Annotated in this window: 19 protein-coding genes and 2 pseudogenes; 10 read left to right on the top strand and 11 right to left on the bottom strand. The window is 40.0% G+C overall.

The features are described from left to right. Positions 1 to 14: 14 nt before the first annotated feature. Positions 15 to 1,478 carry a spore germination protein gene (locus tag ACE1TI_RS10810; RefSeq protein WP_375007586.1) on the top strand — a complete coding sequence of 488 codons (1,464 nt, stop codon included), beginning with the start codon at positions 15 to 17 and terminating at the stop codon, positions 1,476 to 1,478. Between the two features lie 61 nt (positions 1,479 to 1,539). Here the strand turns inward: ACE1TI_RS10810 and ACE1TI_RS10805 are convergent, their stop codons facing one another. Further along, entirely contained in the window at positions 1,540 to 1,830 is a 291-nt protein-coding gene (locus ACE1TI_RS10805; protein WP_375007585.1) for a phospholipase, read from the bottom strand. Between the two features lie 411 nt (positions 1,831 to 2,241). On the opposite strand from ACE1TI_RS10805, the gene ACE1TI_RS10800 reads away from it, so the two are divergent. The 3 genes from ACE1TI_RS10800 (at position 2,242) to tatC (ending at position 5,004) form a co-directional block, all read left to right on the top strand. Then, positions 2,242 to 3,864, top strand: coding sequence for a PhoX family protein (locus ACE1TI_RS10800; RefSeq protein WP_375007584.1), 1,623 nt, complete (start codon positions 2,242 to 2,244; stop codon positions 3,862 to 3,864). Between the two features lie 18 nt (positions 3,865 to 3,882). Next, positions 3,883 to 4,065, top strand: coding sequence for a twin-arginine translocase TatA/TatE family subunit (tatA, locus tag ACE1TI_RS10795; RefSeq protein WP_375007583.1), 183 nt, complete (start codon positions 3,883 to 3,885; stop codon positions 4,063 to 4,065). A 210-nt stretch (positions 4,066 to 4,275) separates the two neighbouring features. Next, entirely contained in the window at positions 4,276 to 5,004 is a 729-nt protein-coding gene (tatC, locus tag ACE1TI_RS10790) for a twin-arginine translocase subunit TatC (protein WP_375007582.1), read from the top strand. A gap of 64 nt (positions 5,005 to 5,068) precedes the next feature. Here tatC and ACE1TI_RS10785 read toward each other — a convergent pair whose 3' ends face one another. Next, a complete protein-coding gene (locus tag ACE1TI_RS10785; protein WP_375007581.1) occupies positions 5,069 to 5,548 on the bottom strand; it encodes a hypothetical protein in 480 nt (159 codons plus the stop codon). A 204-nt stretch (positions 5,549 to 5,752) separates the two neighbouring features. After that, positions 5,753 to 6,136, bottom strand: a complete 384-nt coding sequence (locus ACE1TI_RS10780) for a PH domain-containing protein (RefSeq protein ID WP_483860646.1) — start codon at positions 6,134 to 6,136, stop codon at positions 5,753 to 5,755. Positions 6,137 to 7,186: 1,050 nt separating this feature from the next. Here ACE1TI_RS10780 and ACE1TI_RS10775 point away from each other — a divergent pair. Continuing rightward, positions 7,187 to 7,789, top strand: coding sequence for an abortive infection system antitoxin AbiGi family protein (locus ACE1TI_RS10775; protein ID WP_375007579.1), 603 nt, complete (start codon positions 7,187 to 7,189; stop codon positions 7,787 to 7,789). 844 nt (positions 7,790 to 8,633) lie between these two features. Here the strand turns inward: ACE1TI_RS10775 and ACE1TI_RS10770 are convergent. The 3 genes and pseudogenes from ACE1TI_RS10770 to ACE1TI_RS10760 form a co-directional block, all read right to left on the bottom strand. Then, positions 8,634 to 9,115 (bottom strand): annotated as a pseudogene (locus tag ACE1TI_RS10770) (acyl-CoA thioesterase). 66 nt (positions 9,116 to 9,181) lie between these two features. Next, positions 9,182 to 9,860, bottom strand: a pseudogene (locus tag ACE1TI_RS10765) (ATP-binding cassette domain-containing protein). Positions 9,861 to 10,134: 274 nt separating this feature from the next. Then, on the bottom strand, positions 10,135 to 10,332 hold the full coding sequence (locus ACE1TI_RS10760; protein WP_375007578.1) for an ATP-binding cassette domain-containing protein: 198 nt from the start codon (positions 10,330 to 10,332) through the stop codon (positions 10,135 to 10,137). A 761-nt stretch (positions 10,333 to 11,093) separates the two neighbouring features. Between ACE1TI_RS10760 and ACE1TI_RS10755 the strand changes: the two genes are divergently transcribed. Further along, positions 11,094 to 13,481 (top strand): FdhF/YdeP family oxidoreductase, encoded by a 2,388-nt coding sequence (locus tag ACE1TI_RS10755; RefSeq protein ID WP_375007577.1) that lies wholly within the window; start codon positions 11,094 to 11,096, stop codon positions 13,479 to 13,481. A 134-nt stretch (positions 13,482 to 13,615) separates the two neighbouring features. Here ACE1TI_RS10755 and ACE1TI_RS10750 read toward each other — a convergent pair whose 3' ends face one another. The 3 genes from ACE1TI_RS10750 to ACE1TI_RS10740 form a co-directional block, all read right to left on the bottom strand. Beyond that, complete coding sequence (locus ACE1TI_RS10750) at positions 13,616 to 14,605, bottom strand: aldo/keto reductase (protein WP_375007576.1); 990 nt, start codon at positions 14,603 to 14,605, stop codon at positions 13,616 to 13,618. 293 nt (positions 14,606 to 14,898) lie between these two features. Next, a complete protein-coding gene (locus ACE1TI_RS10745) occupies positions 14,899 to 15,195 on the bottom strand; it encodes a hypothetical protein (protein ID WP_375007575.1) in 297 nt (98 codons plus the stop codon). A gap of 404 nt (positions 15,196 to 15,599) precedes the next feature. Beyond that, entirely contained in the window at positions 15,600 to 15,965 is a 366-nt protein-coding gene (locus tag ACE1TI_RS10740; RefSeq protein ID WP_375007574.1) for a winged helix-turn-helix transcriptional regulator, read from the bottom strand. 146 nt (positions 15,966 to 16,111) lie between these two features. Between ACE1TI_RS10740 and ACE1TI_RS10735 the strand changes: the two genes are divergently transcribed. Next, positions 16,112 to 17,284, top strand: coding sequence for an iron-containing alcohol dehydrogenase (locus tag ACE1TI_RS10735; RefSeq protein ID WP_375007573.1), 1,173 nt, complete (start codon positions 16,112 to 16,114; stop codon positions 17,282 to 17,284). Positions 17,285 to 17,499: 215 nt separating this feature from the next. Here the strand turns inward: ACE1TI_RS10735 and ACE1TI_RS10730 are convergent, their stop codons facing one another. Both ACE1TI_RS10730 and ACE1TI_RS10725 read right to left on the bottom strand, forming a co-directional pair. After that, positions 17,500 to 17,796: a spore coat protein gene (locus ACE1TI_RS10730; protein ID WP_375007572.1), complete on the bottom strand. Its 297-nt coding sequence runs from the start codon at positions 17,794 to 17,796 to the stop codon at positions 17,500 to 17,502. Then, positions 17,796 to 17,996, bottom strand: a complete 201-nt coding sequence (locus tag ACE1TI_RS10725; protein ID WP_375007571.1) for a hypothetical protein — start codon at positions 17,994 to 17,996, stop codon at positions 17,796 to 17,798. The genes ACE1TI_RS10730 and ACE1TI_RS10725 overlap by 1 nt, the downstream gene beginning before the upstream one ends. A 164-nt stretch (positions 17,997 to 18,160) precedes the next feature. Between ACE1TI_RS10725 and ACE1TI_RS10720 the strand changes: the two genes are divergently transcribed. Genes ACE1TI_RS10720 through ACE1TI_RS10710 form a run of 3 tightly spaced genes read left to right on the top strand, consistent with a single transcriptional unit; the run spans position 18,161 to position 19,907 of the window. Beyond that, positions 18,161 to 18,367 (top strand): spore coat protein, encoded by a 207-nt coding sequence (locus tag ACE1TI_RS10720; protein WP_375007570.1) that lies wholly within the window; start codon positions 18,161 to 18,163, stop codon positions 18,365 to 18,367. A gap of 13 nt (positions 18,368 to 18,380) precedes the next feature. After that, on the top strand, positions 18,381 to 18,740 hold the full coding sequence (locus tag ACE1TI_RS10715) for a spore coat protein (RefSeq protein WP_375007569.1): 360 nt from the start codon (positions 18,381 to 18,383) through the stop codon (positions 18,738 to 18,740). Between the two features lie 30 nt (positions 18,741 to 18,770). Then, positions 18,771 to 19,907, top strand: a complete 1,137-nt coding sequence (locus ACE1TI_RS10710; protein WP_375007568.1) for a zinc-dependent alcohol dehydrogenase — start codon at positions 18,771 to 18,773, stop codon at positions 19,905 to 19,907. Positions 19,908 to 19,913 lie beyond the last annotated feature (6 nt).

The following is a 19,913-nucleotide window of genomic DNA, read 5'->3' as shown; positions in this document are numbered from 1 at the left end:
GACGGTGTTCATAGGTGGAAGAAAATGAAAGAACCACTCCAGTTTTTAAAAACTTTACACATAACATTGACTATTTGAAAAAAGAACTGGGCGTCGGAGAAAGTTTTGACGTTGTTCATCTTGATTTACATTATGCTGGAAGAGACGTAGGATTATTTTTAATTGACGGTTTTGCAAAAGACGAAATTCTTCATTACTTGATGAAATTTCTTTCAAGGCTCGAACCAGAACAACTAGAACCGGATCCGTTATCAAAGCTGATGAAAACCCATCTTCCTTACATTGAATTAGATAAAGAAGATGATTTAGATAAAGCCGTTTTCTGGGTATTAAGCGGTGCTGCTGCTCTGGTCGTTGATGGTATCGACAAAATCATTATTATTGATGCCAGAACGTATCCGGCACGATCTCCAGAAGAACCAGATTTGGAACGTGTAACCCGGGGACCGCGTGATGGGTTTGTAGAAACCATCATTTTCAACACCGCGCTAACCCGGCGCAGAGTTCGAGACCCTTCTCTTCGAATGGAATATATGTCGGTTGGCAGACGTTCTAAAACAGATATTTGTATTTCTTACATTAAAGATATTGCTAACCCGAGAATGATTAAACAAATAAAAAACTCGTTAAAAGAAATTGACACAGACGGCCTGCCTATGGGGGAAAAAACAGTGGAAGAATTTATTTGCGGACGCCACTGGAACCCATATCCCACCGTCCGTTACACAGAACGTCCGGATACTGCGGCTGCTTATTTGTATGAAGGACACGTTATGTTGATAATCGATGGTTCCCCGAGCGTTCTAATTACACCGACCACATTTTGGCATCATTTACAGCATATGGAAGAATACCGACAAAGACCGGTTGTTGGCACCTACTTTCGCTATGTACGTTTTTTATCCATAATGCTGGCTATTTTTTTATTACCGCTTTGGTTTTTATTCGCTGATAACTCGCATTTACTTCCGGATGAACTAAGCTTTATCGGGCTTAAAGAACCGGGTACTATACCGCTATTGGCCCAATTAATTATTATTGAAATTGGCATAGATATGCTTCGTATGGCGACGATTCATACGCCAAGCTCTATGGGGACTGCCTTAGGTCTGGTTGCGGCAGTCATAATTGGGGAGATCGCTGTCACGGTTGGCCTTCTTTCGAACGAAGTTATCTTGTATCTTTCTGTCGTTGCGATCGGTACGTTTTCTACGCCGACTTACGAATTAGGCCTTGCAAACCGGTTATACAGGCTAGTCCTCCTTTTTATTACAGCTACTTTTGGCGCTGCTGGATATATGGTTGGATGCCTGCTTTGGGTTCTTTTCCTTATTCGATTAAAATCATTTAACATCCCTTACCTATGGCCGTTTATACCATTTTCGTTTGAAGAGTTAAGAGATGCATTAATGAGACCGCCTATTCCTTTAAATAAACACCGTCCTGTTGTTACCCATCCAAAAGATCCAGATCGCTAAACGTTTATTGATAAGGGGGAACCTCCCCCTTCACAAAAAAATGAAAGTTAATAATAGTAAATTAAAAGGAACAATTAAAAAAACGTTGTATTTTCATGTATTGAAGAATCATTCTAGCATGTCGCCCTTCTTGAGTGTGAGGGTTTTCAAGAAACTTCAGCCGGCGAATGAATCGTTGATCACAAGCACAATAATCTCTTGTTCTTCGATAGCATAAATCATGTGCTCTGCAAGCTGCATCTACCGCATTAATAGGAACACCTGGTCCATTGCAGCCCGGACCGCACCATTTGTACCCCGGGAAGATACAAAACCCGAGTCCCCCTCTTTTTCTCTCACCATACCGTGACATCCTTTTCACCACCTCAATTATCCAAATAAATAATGACAAAACGGCATTATCTTATAAATACTATATGTTCGTTGAAGTGCCTTGTATAGTCAATCTTCTCAGCCTTCTTCCCACAATGTAATACGGTTGTAAATATATTAATGAATACTTATAAATTATTTACATTTAAAAATGACTCAGAGGGACTTTTGTCTAGTTTTATTGAAATTGATCATCCATTTTGATCAATTATTATATATTTTAGAACTATTTTCCCTCCTATTCATCCCTGTACTAAGGAGAAAGGGACTATCTTATCTTATTCCAATATAATTTTAAAATTAATCAATATTAACTTAACAAGCTCACTTTATGATAGAAATTGTAAGATAAAAACATAGGACAAGGGAGTGGGAAAGGTTGTCACCCAAGATGAACCGAAAAAAATTTCTCCAATACATGGGTACGGGTACAGTAGCTTTAGCGGCTGCCAGTACCGGATTAGACGGAATCGCAGATAAAGTAAATGCCAAACAAGGCGCTTTCCACAAACCGAATAAAAAAGCTCCCAAGATGGGGCCATTGAAGTTTAGGCCGATCGAACCGACGAACAAAGATGATCTTATTTTACCTAAGGGCTATTCCTACAAGGTAGTGGCAGCTTATGAAGACAAAATTAATTCAAAAGGGGATACTTTTGGATTTAACAATGATTTCACTTTATTTTTCCCTATGGAAGACAGTGAAGAAGAACGCGGACTATTATGGGTCAACCATGAGTATGTTGATGATCAGTTCGTATTTGGTAAAAAAATAGAAGAGAATTACTCAAAAGCACAAATAGAAAAACTTCTCTACAACCAAGGCGGCTCTATTATTGAAGTAGTAAACGGTGAGAACGGATGGGAAATGGATACGTCCTCTAATTATGCGCGCCGCGTAACAGGCTTAACTTCTATTTCTCTTACCGGTCCTGCGAAAGGTTCAAAAGCTGTCGGGGGTGCTTCGAAAGTTCAAGGAACCTTCGCAAATTGTTCTGGCGGAAAAACACTTTGGAACACGGTGCTGTCTTGTGAAGAAAACTACGAGGATACTTCAGAAGCCGCTGACCTGGATGAAACTCATTATGGATGGGTCGTGGAAGTTGACCCATTTGATGAAAACTTTCAAGTTCATAAACATACCGCTCTAGGTCGTTTCCATCATGAAAATGCCTGTATGGGCCTTGCTAAAGATAACCGCATCGTTGTATACATGGGGGATGATAAAGAAGATGCGTGTGTATACAAGTTCATCAGTGAAGGGAAATATGATCCGAACGCAGGGAAAAAGAATGCGAAACTTCTCGAAAAAGGAACGCTGTATGTAGCCAATTTCAGTGAAGGTGCCTGGGTACCTCTCACCATAGATGAGGTCAAAAAAGCAGCAGAAGATGACAAAGACGCACTGGATAAGTTCCAAACCCAGGCGGACGTGCTCGTGAACTGCCATGACGCAGCTATTCTTGTTGGCGGGACTCCAACCGACCGCCCGGAAGACGTAGAAATCAGTCCGTTTGATGGAACCATTTTCGTCGCTCATACGAACAATCAAACGCATGGAAATATGCATGGACACATTACGAGATTTTTTGAAAAAGAGGATGACCACGGCTCGCTTGAATTCCAATTTTCTATTTTTGCTGCAGGTGGAACCCAGAGTGGTTTCAGCGCACCGGATAATCTGACATTTGATGAGGACGGAAACCTTTGGACAGTAACCGATATTTCAAGCAGCAAGCTGAATTCTACTATTTGGGAACCATTCGGTAATAACGGGGTCTTCGTCATTCCAACTCAGGGACAGGATGAAGGAGTTGCATACCAATTTGGTTCTGCCCCTGTCGAAGCGGAATTGACTGGTCCATCTTTTACCCCAGATGAAAAAACATTATTTCTTTCGGTTCAGCACCCTGGTGAAGAAACGGAGGATCGTTCCAATCCAACAAGTATGTGGCCGCACCGCTATGGAGATTCGATGCCCCGCCCAGCTGTGGTCGCCATTACAGGCTTTTAAGCAAAAGGAGAATGTATGATGCCATTTAACATAGGAGTTCCAGGTTTAATCTTAATATTAATCATTGCTTTAATCATCTTTGGTCCATCTAAGCTTCCTGAAATCGGACGAGCATTTGGAAACACACTGAAAGAATTCAAATCCGCCACAAAAGATCTCGTCTCTTCAGATGACTCGGAAACAAAAGATAAGAAAGAGTAACCAAAATCGGGAGAAAAGAGGACACCCTCTTTTCTTCTTTTTAACTTTAGGAAAGTTTAACTTTGTTAAAGGATAAAAGTATAAGTAAAACTACGACTTCCGCCATAAGGACTCGGCGGCAAGCCGAGTTTTTCCAATAACAATTTCGTGATTAACCCGTTGAACGATATTCATCCCTCTCACTTTCAAAATAGAAAGGAGTAGAGAAATATGGCACAAGAAGTAGAAGTAGTAGAACACCTGGATGAATTAAGAAAGCGGATCCTGATCGTAGGTGTGAGTTTTTTAGCATTTTTCGCGCTGGGATTTATATTTGTGGACCATATTTATCAGTGGCTTGTAAAAGATTTGAACACCGAACTGGCGTTATTAGGTCCGGCTGATATACTATGGGTTTACTTTAAAATTGCTGGTATTGCTGCTATTGGCTTAACCATTCCTGTAGCTGCTTATCATACATGGCGGTTTGTCCTTCCAGCTTTAGAACCAAAACAGCAAAAAGCAACGCTCATGTTAATTCCTCCATTGTTTTTATTATTCATCATCGGGATCAGCTTTGGTTATACGATTGTTTTTCCAACTGTCCTAAGTTTTTTACAGGAAATATCTAATGAAGCTTTCCAAACATTTTACACGACAGAAAAATATTTCAATTTTCTTTTTCAAATGACGCTCCCTTTCGGATTTTTATTTGAAATGCCTATTGTCGTCTTATTTCTTACCGCACTTGGAATATTGAATCCGGCACGGCTGAAAAAATCAAGGAAAATCTGTTATTTTATTATTACGATTATGTCGGTTGTACTGACACCGCCAGATTTCTTATCTGATATATTAGTTCTCGCTTGTTTAATCGTTTTATTTGAAATCAGCATTACCATATCGGCTTTCGTCTATCGTAAAAAGCTTAAACAAGAGGACTGGAACTTAAATTATTAATAGAAAAACAACAAGGACTGCTTATCTATTGAAGCAGTCCCGTTTAGTCCGACACGGCTCATTATTACTCTTCTTCAAATGCATCAGGGTAAACGATCGTATCGAAAACTTCTTCTGTCTCGGCATCTTCTACATGTATGCTTACTTCATAGTCCGCGGGGCTGGCTCCATCAAACAACTGATAATACATTCCCGATATCCCAAGCCCCAATGCGGCAAAGCCATCAAAGCTGTTCTCATATGCTTCTCGATCGACGATTAAAGTAAATTCAGAGAACGATTGATCTGTGGTTACATCTTCAATAGAGACATAATCGTCGCTGTTTTTCACTTCTTCAATCGTATCATTCAACTCCTCTTCCATTTCATCCATCATTTCTTTATGTGTGGATTTGGACATTTTATAAGTAATTGAACCATCTTCATTTTCTGTCACTTCACTTACGCCGGCTTCTTTCGCGTCCTCTGTAACCTGGTCGACATCCTGTTCTTCTAAAAAGGAAGCTGGCAACGTAACCTCTACGTTTATAAGGCCTTTATCCACTTCAACGGACTCTTCTTCGTCGACTTCTGCTTCAGATGTTGTCTCTTCCGTTTCCTCCTCGTCTGCTTCTGCTGCAGCTGTATCTTCTTCTGACTCTGTTGGTTCTTCCTGACCTCCGCATGCTGCTAATACAACTTTAAACCGATCAATAAGAAAAAAGTTGATTTTAAATGTTTCATAAAACAGACCCCCAGATAGATTACTCTATTGACAAATTCTTTTTGATAGATCGCGGTAAATTCCCATCACGTCTGTGTCTTTTAAGAAGTTTAATGAATGTGTTTCTTTCTTAATCGTAATTTCGATATTGTTAGAAAAGGACAGTAACCCTGTTTTTTCAATCGCAATTTCTTCTATTTTGTTATAAGGAATACTAACAACTACCGATTTCGACTTAGACAGTACAGAACGATCAACAAACAGCAGACGATGGGAGGTGAAAGCAACAAAATCCACCATTAGTCCGTACGTGCCTTCAAGCTCCTCTCCCTCAAACAAAAACTGCTGCGCTTCCTCTGTGTGCTTTTTTCTATTATCTCCTTTACTGAAAAAGCCCATGATCCTTTCCTCCTTTTTTAATGTTTTTATGAGTTTGTTCCCAGCTTTTATTATATGATAGCAGGTAGAATAATAGAAATAGAGTCTACTTTTATTTTTCCCCCATTTCTCCCCTCATTTATTTTACGTTTATTACCTCTTTTCGGTCATGAAATGAAGGATTTTGTGTAAAATTTATAGGAAAGAATCTCTAAAGCCCCTTAGAGATCTTGGACAACAAGGATAATATCGAGTTGACGTTTGCTACGAATGTGGCCGGCCCTTTTTTAATGACATCCTTATTAGTCGATGCTTTAAAACATTCTTAAGACGCTAGAATTCTTCATGCCGGCAGCAATTTGACCCTAAACGAAAAGTAGAGCTGGACCATTTGGAGGGGGCTTACAAACGTAGTGCCAAATTTAGTGTGTATAAGATGTACTGCCAATCTAAAATGGCACTGTTAATGCTCACCTTTACTTTCGCAGATGAACTGGAAGAATTCGGGATAAAGGTAAATGCCCTGCAGATTAATGAAGCAAAAATGTCAAAGCAAACAATTAAAAAGGTAAAGCCCCGCTACCGCCTATTGCATGGGTGCAGAACCTATTTTTCCCTCCAACTGCGTACATGGCGGATAACTATTTTGAGATATGCACCTCTGATCAATTCAAGCACACGACAGGCAAGCTTTTTAATCATAAATTAGAAATCATGAAACCAGCGCCAAAAAACCCTGGCTTCATCGAAAATATAAAACAAATTACCGGCACCGAGGTTTACCCCTCTTACGCAAACGATAAAGAAGTGACAGATAAAGTGTGGGAATGGAGCAGAAAATAAGATCAGCCACTTTATGTAATTTTTTCAGAGTGGAATTAATATTGTTCAGGCTTAACAAAATCAGTTCCTAACATGATAAACGTAATAATTTCGCCGTCACATGGGAAACGACAAAAATTTGTCTGGTTTTATAGGCCTAAAAATAAATATTGAGTTACCTTTCATAGCTTTCAAAGGAATAACAGAAGAAATTATTATCAATACTGAAGAACAAGGTAATACTGTACGGAAATACACAAAGTTTAGGATGAATCTAATATGCAGCGTTATTATTCCAATATTTATTGGCATTTCACAGGCAGTCCGAACGGAGTAGATTGGAAAACGATTAAACGGCCGAAGGATTTAAAATCCTATCCTCCAAAAACCATCGAAGATAGCTATAAAACGTTAGAAACGATTCTTTCTTCGAAAACATTAATAGCAACTACTGCAGAGAAAGTGTCATCCACTGAAGAAACAGCGCCATTCTGCTGTGTTTGTGATATTCCTTTAAAAGATTTAGATTTTCATATGGAGTATTACGGAAAAGTCGCCATTGGCTTTAACCACAAAGCGATCCATGGAAATTTCAATCCGGTGTTATATATTGATCCTGAACATATGCCTTCTATTGCTCATAAAAACGGCAATCGAGACTTAGTCAATTTTATAAAACATACCAACTTTGGTGCAGAGCGGGGAGAATCATTTTATGGAGAAAGAGAATGGCGGTATGTAGGAGATTATCCTTTTAGAGAGTCTGATGTAGAAGTCATTATTGTACCGAAAAACTTTAAGGACAATTTAATCCACTTTCTTCAGTACCATGATTACAAAGATACCACCGTTTTGACGTGGGAGCTTATTCAATTATTATAAATAGGTTAACCATCAGCCGTTTTCCAATTAAAAGGAATACTCCCCTATAAAATAGAGGAGTACTCCCAGTAAGAAGGCTTACCTACATATAACAAATAATTTTCTTTTTCTTATTACGCTTCTTCTTTGGTGTGAAATGATTTACTCTATTATTTCTCTTCTTTTTCTTTCCACCAAAGCACTTCTTTTTCTTAAAGTTGTTATTGTTTCTCTTCTTTTTATTAAACTTCTTGTTGGTAGGTTTCTTTTTATTAAACTTCTTGTTGGCAGGTTTCTTTTTACGCTTCTTACAGAATTCACAGTAATAGTAGGACATGGAAGATCACCTCCTTCCTTATTATACGTTATGTTGATAGCTTCAAAGAGGAAGGGGAGGTGTCATAGCATGTCTACCTATTATTCAAATCTTTTGAAGCTGTTGATAATATTGTATGCTTGATTTTGATAGAAGTTTAAGTGAGGTGGGGGGTTAACGGAGTCTTTATATCACTAAAAAAGAGAGCTTTTCAGCTCCCCTGTGATACATAAAAAAACCATCTATTTTGGAGAAACTCCTTCCTTGGATCCTTCTTACATTGGAAGGAATATTCATTTGTGAAGTTTCTATGTATTTTTAACAAAACTTCTCCACCGTGTTCATAATCCCTGGAAATAAATGCATTTATTTCTTTGGCATTGAAATAACTTGCGGTAATGGTTAATAGCAATTCCGCAAGAATTAATAATATACCCATTCATTTATTTTTCATACCATTCATTATTGAACCTTCGTTAATGATTTTTCGTATATAAAATCTAAAAAAGTGCTCATTCATCATTCTACTTGATGAGCACTGAATATGATTTAATGGTCATTGTAAAAATCAGCTCTTTGTTTTCTATGTTCTTTCCGCATTGGTGCAGATTCAAATAATCTTATTTCTTCAGCAGTCTCAGGTTTTACAGCTGGAATCTGGCTTGGATTCCGTTCTTTATCTACTAAAACCATAGTTAAAAAAGATTTCGTTGTCAACGTTAAGTCTCCCGTATTTAAATTTATCGATTGTACTTTTACATAAACTTCCATAGAGGTTCTTCCCGTCGACGTAACAAAAGCTTCAAGCTCTAATATATCGCCAACTTTTGCTGCTGACAAAAAATCAACAGAATCAATAGATGCAGTAACCACTACACTATTTGCATGTTTCATCGCAACAATAGCTCTATTTCATCAATATACGCCAGCACCTTTCCTCCAAAAATAGAATCTAAGTGGTTTTTATCCGGGAGAAGCACGAGCCTCGTCTGTGTGGTTCTCGATCTGTTAACAGCAATACTTTTTGACATAAAGACACCCCTTTCTCGTTAAACTACACTTTATTTTTTCTACTAATCATGGATTATTAAAAGATATTATATTTCACTAATTAAATATGTTTCTCCTATTCTATCTTCTTCCAATGTGTTTAATAACAAGCGTGAGTATGGGTGTGTCAACTCACTTTCCTTCCACTCCTCCAAGAAATCTACTATTTCTCCTTGATACATTACTGCTGTTTTATGACAAAACTCTTTGTTCGTTTCAATGTCGTGAGTAATAAACAAATAAGCGATGTCTTCTGTGGATTGGAGCTGCTTTAACCTATCCAAAATCAATTGTTGATCCTTTTGATCAATACTGGCAATCGATTCATCGAAAATGATCATATCCGGCTTAACAGCAAGTGCGCGTGCAATGCAAACCCGCTGCTTTTGCCCCCCGCTAAGCTGGTAAGGATAGCGGTTCCATAGTGATTTTTCTATGCCAGCTAATTCCATTACCTGTTCACAAATAGTTTTCCTCTGTATTCCTGCAGCAGGGTAAAAATTGCGAATGGGTTCCTGGATAATGTCCCGAATATTCATTTTTGGATGAAGTGCCGAGTGTGAGTCCTGCAGGACAAGTTGGATATGTTTAAAAACTTCTAAGTCTTTCATGTTTCGAATGGAACTACCGTTTAACCGAATATCTCCTTTTGTAAGCGGTTCTAGCCAGTGTGCTTTTCCCACTGCCGCTTTCTCCAATAATGCCTATGCAATCTCCTCGGTTCACTTGAAAAGAAGCTTCACAGCCTGAAAACGTTTATTTCTTTTTCCAAATAAATGCTTTTTTTACTAAGTGGATATTCCTTTGTCACCTCGTCGATCTCTAATAGTGTCATGAAGTCACCCCGTTTGTATTCAGCTCTACCACACGATCAGCGTATTTCAATACACTCTTCCTGTCATGAGAAATAAACAGAATAGTTAGTGAAAAGTCGTGTTGAAGTCTTTTCATTAATGACAAAACTCTTTCTTGGTTAATGGCATCAAGAGCTGTGGTTGGTTCAGATGAGAAGTTCCGGCTCAAGACTCAGTATCATTGCCAGAAGTACCCGCTGCCTCATCCCCCCGCTTAATTCAAACGGATATGCACTTAATATTTTAGCTGGGTTATTAAACCCTACTTCATGTAGTAGATTATTGAGCATAGGTTTAGTATTGCTTCTGTTCCATTTTCGTTTTTGTTTGATTGTTTCTAACATTTGACTTTGAATGGTCCGAACTGGGTTGAGGCATTCAGTGAGTCTTAATAATATTCTACCTTCTGGTTTAATTTTTTACCTCTATGCATCAGTTCCGTTAAATACCTCTTATTACTTTCTTTTGTTTTCCGCACCGTTGACACGTATATACAGCCCTTGATTTTATTTCATTATCCCGTGCGTTAAGATTGAATGTATGCCAACCTATCCGGCATCGAATGCTTTCTTCCTTATTCTTTTTGACAGAAATAATGATTCCCAACAAGATACCAAACGCTAAACAAATAAGATCCAAATAGAAAAAGGTTACGTTGATTTGAAACCTTACTAGAAACCAATAACTATCAGTATACCGTTCAGCTTTTTAAGAAAAGCATCACGGAGCCCCCGTATTCATATCTATAAAAATAAAATTTTCTCCCTATGGTTTAAGTACAATAAAAAAATATTAGCCCTTTCCTAAAAGCATGCATATTGATTTTTATCCAAAAACGAGGTAAAATTTTAGTAACAAAATGAATGATGATACGAATGCAGCGCCCCTGTTTTCGGTCATGATTTTTAAATCGATCAAGCTCGAACGCTGATCAAAACAGCGTTCGAGCTTATAACATTTCCCATAGAGGTTTGGTACTTGGCAGCGGACCTGTTAAAGACTCAGCCACCGTTTTATTTTTCATCAAAGAAAAATGGCGGTGGTTTTTTTGCTTCTACTTCCCTGTCCTTAAATAATAGTCTATTAGAAAAAGGAGCTGTTTTAAATGAGTGAGGAAAAGAAAAAAGATCCTAAAAAAGGCACTCTACATAGCGGACCAACAAGTATTTCTAAAATCCCTTCTCCCGAGCATTGGGTCAGCCCTGTTCCGTTTGGATTAGGAAAAATTAAGCCAAAACATATTCGTGACACGATGAAAGTAGCCTGGGAAAACAAAGATAATTTGAAATACGCTGCCAACATTTTAACGAAAGGGGTTTGTGATGGGTGTGCACTAGGGGTTTCCGGTTTATACGACCAAACCTTAAAGGGACCACACATCTGTACGACTCGATTAAACGTTCTGCGTTTAAGCACGATGCCTCCGTTGAAAGAAGAGGTTGTTCATGCCGATGTGGAGGAGCTGCGCCAATATTCGAGTGCAGAACTGCGAAAAATGGGACGTATCCCCTATCCTTTAATCCGGCGGAAAGGAGAAAATAAATTCTCCCGTATCAGCTGGGATGATGCGATGGACATCATCGCCGAAAAAATGAAAACATTAGACCCAAAACAATATGCGTTCTACCTGACCTCCAGAGGGATAACCAATGAATCCTACTATACAGCAGGCAAAGTGGCACGTTTTTTAGGGACCAACCATATTGACAATGCTTCACGCATCTGCCACTCCCCATCCAAAACAGCATTGAAACGCTCCGTTGGAATCGGAGCTTCCAGCTGCACGTATAAAGACTGGATTGGAACGGATGTCCTTGTCTTTTGGGGAAGCGTTGCATCCAACGCTTCACCGGTGTCCACGAAGTATATGCTGGCAGCAAAGAAAAAAGGCACGAAGATTATTGTGATCAATCCGTACAAAGAGCCGGCAATGGATAAATATTGGGTACCATCCAATGCAGAATCAGCTTTGTTTGGAACACAGATTGCTGATGACTTCTACCAGGTTAATATTGGCGGGGATATTGCTTTTATGCACGGCATTATGAAACATTGGTTTGAAATGGAAGCAGAACAGTACGGTTCCGCGATTAATCACGAATTTGTCGAGCAGCATGTTAACGGCTATGAAAAATTAAAAGAAAAAGTCGAGAGCATTTCCTGGGAGGAAATCATCTCTTCTTCGGGCAGCTCAAAGGAAAGAATACGAGAGCTGGCTGTATTGCTTGCCAGCAGTAAAAACGCCGTATTTGCCTGGGCATTAGGTTTAACAATGCATTCTTTTGCGACAGATAATATTTCCCAAGTGGCAAATCTTGCCCTTTTACGAGGATACCTTGGCCGCGAAAAGGCGGGACTCATGCCATTTCGCGGTCACTCCAGCGTACAAGGCACCGGTGAAATGGGAGCAGACCCATTTGTTCTGCCTGGAGGCGGCTGGGATAAGGAAAATGTAAAACGTATCGAAGAGTTATGGGGCTTTACCCTGCCTAAATGGCAAGGGGATATTGTCGGAGTGAACTTAGAAAATGCCGACCTTCCTGATGATCATGAGAAAAAACTGAAACTCTATTATATGAGTGGAGGTAATTTCCTAGAAACAATGCCCAACCCGGAGTTTATCGAAAAAGCTCTTTCTGAAGTGGATATTCGGGTGCATCAGGATATTATATTTAATACTTCCACATTGGTAGACGCGAAAGAAGCTGTCATTGTTCTTCCAGCGAAAACGCGTTTCGAACAAGAAGGCGGCGGCACATCAACATCCACGGAGAGAATGGTTTATTTTTCACCTGAAATTGAAGGAAACAAACGGCCGGTTGAAGAAGCCCGGGCTGAATGGAAAATATACGTGGATCTTGCTAAACGAGTAAAGCCGGAAACGGCACACTTGGTTTCTTTCGAAACAGCCCAGGAGATTCGAGACGAAATCGCCAAAGCAAACCCTGACTATGATGGCATACAGCATTTGAAAAAACAGGGAGATGTTTTCCAATGGGGCGGCGCCTGGTTATGTGAAGGCGGGGTGTGTCCTACACCCGACGGCCGTGGGAACCTTATTCCTATTAATATACCAAGCCTTGAAAAGCCAGAAGGTACCTTTTATGTAACAACCAGACGGGGCAAACAATTTAACTCAATGGTATTTAAAGAAACAGATCCGTTCAACCAAGCCGGTCGTTATGATGTACTAATGAATGCCGAAGATGCAAACACTTTAAACATTGTCGAGGGAGAAGGCATCGTGGTATACAACCAGCATGGTGTGTTTCAGGGGAAAGCTCTGTTTTCCGATATCGCACGAGGTAACGTTGGTCTTCATTTCCCTGAAGGCAACTTCTTAATTCCAAAAGGCGTTTATGACGGCCCTTCCGGCATTCCTCAATACAGTGTTGCTGTTAAAATAGAGAAAGCAGAACGGTTTCATGCCAGAAAAGACATCGACTACCTTGAGAAAAAGCTGGACGATGACCAGTTGGAAGCACCTGTTTAGGGTATAAAAGCGGCTTCCCTTTGCCGGCTGTCCCGGTTGAAAGGAGGGAGTATTTTGCCGCTTCATTTTTGCTTTTATCATAAAGGCGCCATTCCTTCATTAGGAACGGCGCCTTAAACATTCAAGTCAGTCGATTACTTGTGGAACGGCAGCGGTGCTTCAGGCGCTATTATTTTTTGTTCTCGTAATTCCAGCCAAAAGGCAGCTGGAATCTCAGTATTTAACGCATTCTGGTCCTCTTCAATCCGCTCAGGACGGCTGCCTCCAGGGATAGTGGAAGCAACGGCGGGATGAGCCAGTGTAAATTGCAGAGCGGCAGCTTTCACACTAATCTGGTAGCGCTCTGCTATGCTTTTGATTTTCTCGACTTTTTCCACGATTTCCTGCGGTGCTTTCTCATACTCAAAATGGCTGCCTCCAGCCAAAACGCCTGAATTGTACGGACCACCAGCAACAATGCCGACATTTTGCTTAATGGCTGCCGGCATTAATCGCTGCAGGGCACGTTCGTGATCCAAAAGGGTGTAACGGCCGGCCAGCAGGCATAGATCCGGTTTCGCTTCTTCCAGGTCCAGCGTGAGCTCAATTGGTTCTACGTGGTTGACCCCGAGTCCCCAAGACTTAATGACTCCTTCTTCACGCAAACGTGTCAGCTCTCGAAATGCCCCCGTTCGGGCCGTTTCAAATTGTGACAGCCACTCATCGCCATGAAAGTCCTGCGCTAAATCATGCACGTACACGAAGTCCAGGCGGTCGGTTTTCAAACGTTCGAGGCTCTGTTCGATCGAGCGCAAGGTTGCGTCTCCACTGTAGTCAATGACCAATTTATTATGGCGCCCGTGCTCGAATAGCTCACCCTTTGACGGCTCTTCCTTTTCGTCTAAAATAAAGCGTCCCACTTTTGAACTTAACACATAGTCGTCACGCCGGCGTTTCGACAGTGCTTCCCCTAGGCGGATTTCGGCAAGGCCGGCGCCGTAAAATGGGGCCGTGTCAAAGCAGCGGATTCCATGCTCCCAGGCAGCATCCACCGTGGCCATTGCCTCTTCTTCCGGAATATTACGGAACATATTGCCCAAAGGAGCCGTACCAAATCCGATTTTTCCCTGTAACATACGATTCATATGGATAAACCCTCCAGGATTTAATTTGAGAATGATATATGGCAATCACTATTTATTTATCCAGCATTGGTTACTTTGAAACTTATAACCTGAGAAGGAAAGTACATATTAATAAGGATTTAAAAAAAGTCGAAATCGCAAAAGACGTCGTCTAGCGTACATCACAGCCGACCGGGCTGTTTATGTTCACCTTTTTTAAAGGTTTTGGCAGCAGCGGCATCATCACATCCTGTGATACTGTTCGGGCATGTGATTTTAATTATTTCTGCATAGAAATTATTAAATAAAAAGACCTACTTGTAAGGTCTTGAAAAATTCTCTGAAATATCTATGACAAAGTCTTCGACGTTTTTATTACTAAATTCAGCCGTGCCTTTAGGAGTTTCCACTTGAACTTTCCTGTTTACTCGATCTTTCCCCTGTTTTTTTCGGTTGTGTGCTAGCTGAAATAGTTGTTTTAACTGCCTTTCAAAAATTGCTGCTGCTCTAGGTGAAGAAGAGCGAACCATTTTATTATGAAGATAATCGGCTTTTCTTAGCTCTCTGGCACTAAAATAATCAGCAGTTTTGAACTTTCCTTGGGAAACCATCTTTTCTCACCTCTTAGAAACACACTTCATTTGGGTGTATTTTATTTTTTTCCCTTCTGTATCCTATGCTCATTAGGAGTCATTTAGGCAAACAAAATATCAAGTGATATTAACATTTAAAATTTCGATTTTATTTCTCAATACTTAGATCGTATGGCTTGTCTCCCGTTATACGAGATGCACTTTATCCCGTGATATTGCGTCCGGCTTCCTTCCCATTCCATCTCATGAAGTACACCCTTGTTATTCGCTAACTCCCAATACAAAGCCTGTAGTGGAATTGCATCGCCTAGCTGTTAGCCATACCCGGACACACAAAAAATTTCAAGTTTTCCAGTGTTTTCTCTACATTTATAAAAAAGTTTATCCTTTTGCACATTCGAGTGGTCACAGGAACGCGGGTTCTACAAAATCGAATAATGGACATCGTCTTTCTCTTTCACGACTGTGTCCATGTATGTGCGGCCCCACTGGTACATAGCCTCTAGAATCGGGATTAATGTTTCACCGTGTTCGGTGAGAGAGTATTCAACTTTCGGTGGTACGACTGGGTAGACTTCCCGGTGAATGAGTTGGTCCTCTTCCAATTCCCGAAGCTGTTTGGTGAGCATTTTTTGCGTAATGTTAGGCAACATCCGTTTTAATTCACCAAACCGTTTGGTCCCTTCTTGTCCTAAATGCCAAAGGATTATCATTTTCCATTTGCCTCCGATTAAAGACAATGTTAGTTCCTTTTCGCAGTTGAATTCCTGCTCTGCTGCTCTAACCATTTCGGATCCCCTCCAATAGTAAATCGCTCATATAGTATCTTTATGGATACTACGTGCATTAAAAGTGCGTACTATCATCATACTACTAAAAGCTATACAATTGAAACCGAAACAAATTACCATATTTCAAGGAGGCTTTTAATACTATGAGTCGTTTTACGATCCCACGTGATATTTATTTCGAAGATAACGCCCTTGAAGTGTTACGGTCATTTGAAGGAAAAAAGGCCGCACTTGTTATTGGGGGAGGTTCTGTTAAGAGAAACGGAAACCTTACACGAATTCAGGAACATTTGGCTGCTGCCAATATAGAAACAGAAGTGTTGGAAGGATACAATACGGAGCCCACCGCTGAAATGGTAAAACAAGGGGCAAAGGAATTGGAATCGTTCCAGCCTGATTGGATTATTGGCATCGGAGGCGGCTCCGCCATGGACGCTGCTAAAGCCATCTGGCTCTTTTACGAGTATCCGGATCTTTCTTTTGAGGATGCCACCAAGCCATTTGAACTTCCGCGTCTTCGCACGAAAGCGAAATTTGCCGGTATTCCTACTACAAGCGGAAGCGGTTCTGAAGTTTCCAATCTTTCAGTGGTAACCGATGAAAAGACGAACATCAAATACCCATTGGCTGACTTTGAATTAACGCCAGATATTGCAATTATCGATCCTGTCATGATCGAAAACCTGCCAAAACACATCGCAGCATACACTGGCATGGACGCTTTTACACACTCAATCGAGGCTTATGTCGCCAAGCCGCGAACCTTATATACAGATATCCTTTCTCTTGGCAGTGCAGAAGTGATTAAGGATAACTTGGTTGCTTCTTACCAAGGGGACCAAGAAGCAGCCAAGCAGATGCACAGCATCCAAGCGATGGCTGGAATGGCATTTGCGAACGCAGTCCTCGGAAACGTCCACAGTCTGGCCCATAAAAGCGGCCCGACCTTCGACATTCCGCACGGGTATGCCAATGCGATTTACTTGCCGTATGTGATTCAATTCAACCGCGCCGTAGTTGAAGATCGCTTTGCTGAAATCGCCCGTCGTCTCAAACTTAAAGGGGAAACAGATGCTGAATTAACGGATGCACTGGTGGAGTATATCTTCCAATTAAACAAAGACCTCGGCCTCGCAACCACCCTTCAGGACTTTGGCGTATCAGAAGAAGAATTCAACGAGCATCTCGACACCATGGCGAAAAATGCAATGGAAGATCCATGCACCAGTACCAACCCGCGCGAAACGTCTGTAGAGCAAATGAAAGACCTTTATAAAGCCTCTTTCTATGGACAGGAAGCATTAGTGAAAGCGTAAAAAGAACAGTTAAGAAAAATGGAGCTTGGGAAATACCTAAGCTCCTTTTTTCTTTAGCGTTATCTTACCGCACTTTCTAATACTTTACAGGGGCAGCCCAAATGAAGGTGAAGTAAACCCGTTGGTTAATAATTGATTTTCTAATATAATTTTTAACCTTAGAATTGGTTATATAAGAAGGAGAAAGGAGATCCGATGTAATTCTCCTTTAAAAATTAATTATTTAATTGAATTGCTGTCTGTGAAGCATTTAGATCAACGTTCACTTGTTCCGTTAAATTGTTTGGATGGTAATACCCCTTATTTATCATATATTGGCTTATTTTTTCATGAGTGTCGATCGCATCATTTAATTGGAGAATTAGGGCATTTCTTATTTCCGGTGTAGCTGCCTCCGTTAAAGCAAAAGCTGTATTTCGGACTCCTGATTTAGCAGAAATTAAAAAATCTGTAGCAATAACTTGATCTGTCATTCCACTCATTCCAGCTATGTTCTGAACAAAGTTTGTCATTAAGAATCCCCCGTTCCTAAAAATCCTTGAATTTGTTGAATATGCTGCTTTCCAGTCATGACATCGGATGAAAGGATTCCTTTCAATTCTTCACACCCAACTAAATTTTTCATTGTGGATGATTTCGTTACACAAGTATTTTTGAAAGTTAATAATTCATGCAGTTCAAGTTTTTCGTGTAAAGCTAAATTATTCTGCATTTTCATCCTCCTGAATTTAAAAAGAAATAGATATTCAATATTGATTATGTTACGTAATTGGTATTTTTATTATTCTACAAAATGAATTTTTCAAGAATTATAACATTTGGAGTATAAGCTCAAACTAATGAAGACATAATACTTTTTGTAGAGGGGGCGATAGAATGGAACAAGAAAAATTAGCATTTCATGAGACCATGGAAACTCATGAACTCATTAATTTTAAAACAGTTAGTTTATTAAAATCAAAAATGCTGCAAGGGATTGTATTTGACCAGGATCTAAAAGCAATGATGGAAAAAAATGTACAACTTTCCATTAAAGATCTCAATGAATTGCAAGGTTTATATAACAATGCGAATACTCAATAAGTGAGGTGTTAAAATGAATGATTATCTGGATCCAATTAACTCGGTAGGTATGCCGGAACAGACAGATTCAGCTTTGGCTCTTGATTTACTGCTATCGGCAAAGGCAGCAGTGCGAAATTATGCTATTGCTTTAACAGAAGCTGCTAGTCCAGAGGTTAGAAATGTGCTTCGAAACCAATTGCAAACAGCAATTAATTACCACGGCGAAGTTTCGGAGTTAATGATGAAGAAAAAATGGTTCCATCCGTACAATGTAAATCAACAACAGCTTTTGGATATTACAGCAGCCCAAAATGCCATTGATATTGCCGGGCTAAACCTCTTCCCTGGTAACACAAACAGAAAAGGATTATTTCCAACGCCACCAAATTAATGATGACGATAATAGAGGAGAGATACAATCATGAAAGCAGTTACCTTTCAAGGTGTTAAAAATGTAATAGTTAAAGACGTACAGGCCCCAAGTATTCAAAAACCTGATGATATTATCGTCAAGTTAACTAACACAGCCATATGTGGTTCAGATCTACACTTAATACATGGTATGATTCCAAATTTACAACAGGATTATATTATTGGTCATGAACCAATGGGAATTGTGGAAGAAGTTGGTCCAGAGGTTACAAAAGTGAAGAAAGGCGACCGCGTAATTGTTCCTTTTAACGTTAGTTGTGGGAAATGCTGGTTCTGTGAGCATGAGTTAGAAAGTCAATGCGATAATGCAAATGATAATGGGGAAATGGGAGCCTACTTTGGTTATTCTGGTACAGTAGGCGGTTACCCTGGTGGGCAAGCAGAATATATGCGTGTACCTTACGGGAACTTTACCCCTTTTAAGATTCCTGAAGATAGTGAAGTAGAAGATGAAAAGTTAGTTTTACTATCTGATGCAGGCTCAACCGCTTACTGGAGTGTGGACAATTCTGGTATGAAACAGGGCGACACCGTAATCATTCTAGGATGTGGTCCTGTGGGACTCTTAGCACAAAAGTTTGCCTGGTTAAAAGGGGCAGAGCGAGTAATAGCCGTAGATTATGTTGGATACCGTTTAGAACATGCTAAGCGAACCAATAATGTGGAGACAGTTAATTTTGAAGATTATGAAAATGTTGGTTCCTATTTACATGACCTTACAAATGGCGGCGCTGATGTTGTTATCGACTGTGTAGGAATGAGCGGCAAGATGACAGATATTGAGTTTCTTGCCTCTGGTTTGAAGCTGCATGGCGGTGCTATGAGCGGACTAGTTATGGCAAGCCAAGCCGTTCGAAAAGGCGGAAACATTCAGATTACAGGTGTATATGCTTCAAGATATAACGGTTTTCCCTTAGGTGATATTTTTCAACGAAATGTCAATATAAGAACTGGTCAAGCACCAATTATTCACTACATGCCATTTTTGCATGATTTAATTGCAAAAGGAAAAGTCGATCCAGGTGATGTTGTTACACATACATTGCCATTAAATGAAGCGAAACACGGTTATGAGATTTTTGATACAAAAATGGATAATTGTATCAAGGTTGTACTTAAACCATAATATGAA

Origin of the sequence: Alteribacillus sp. JSM 102045, from assembly GCF_041949975.1 — a bacterium.
In the GTDB taxonomy this organism is placed as follows: domain Bacteria; phylum Bacillota; class Bacilli; order Bacillales; family Marinococcaceae; genus Alteribacillus.
The sequence above is the reverse complement of the archived record's forward strand: the minus strand, read 5'-3'. Positions and strand labels throughout refer to the sequence as shown.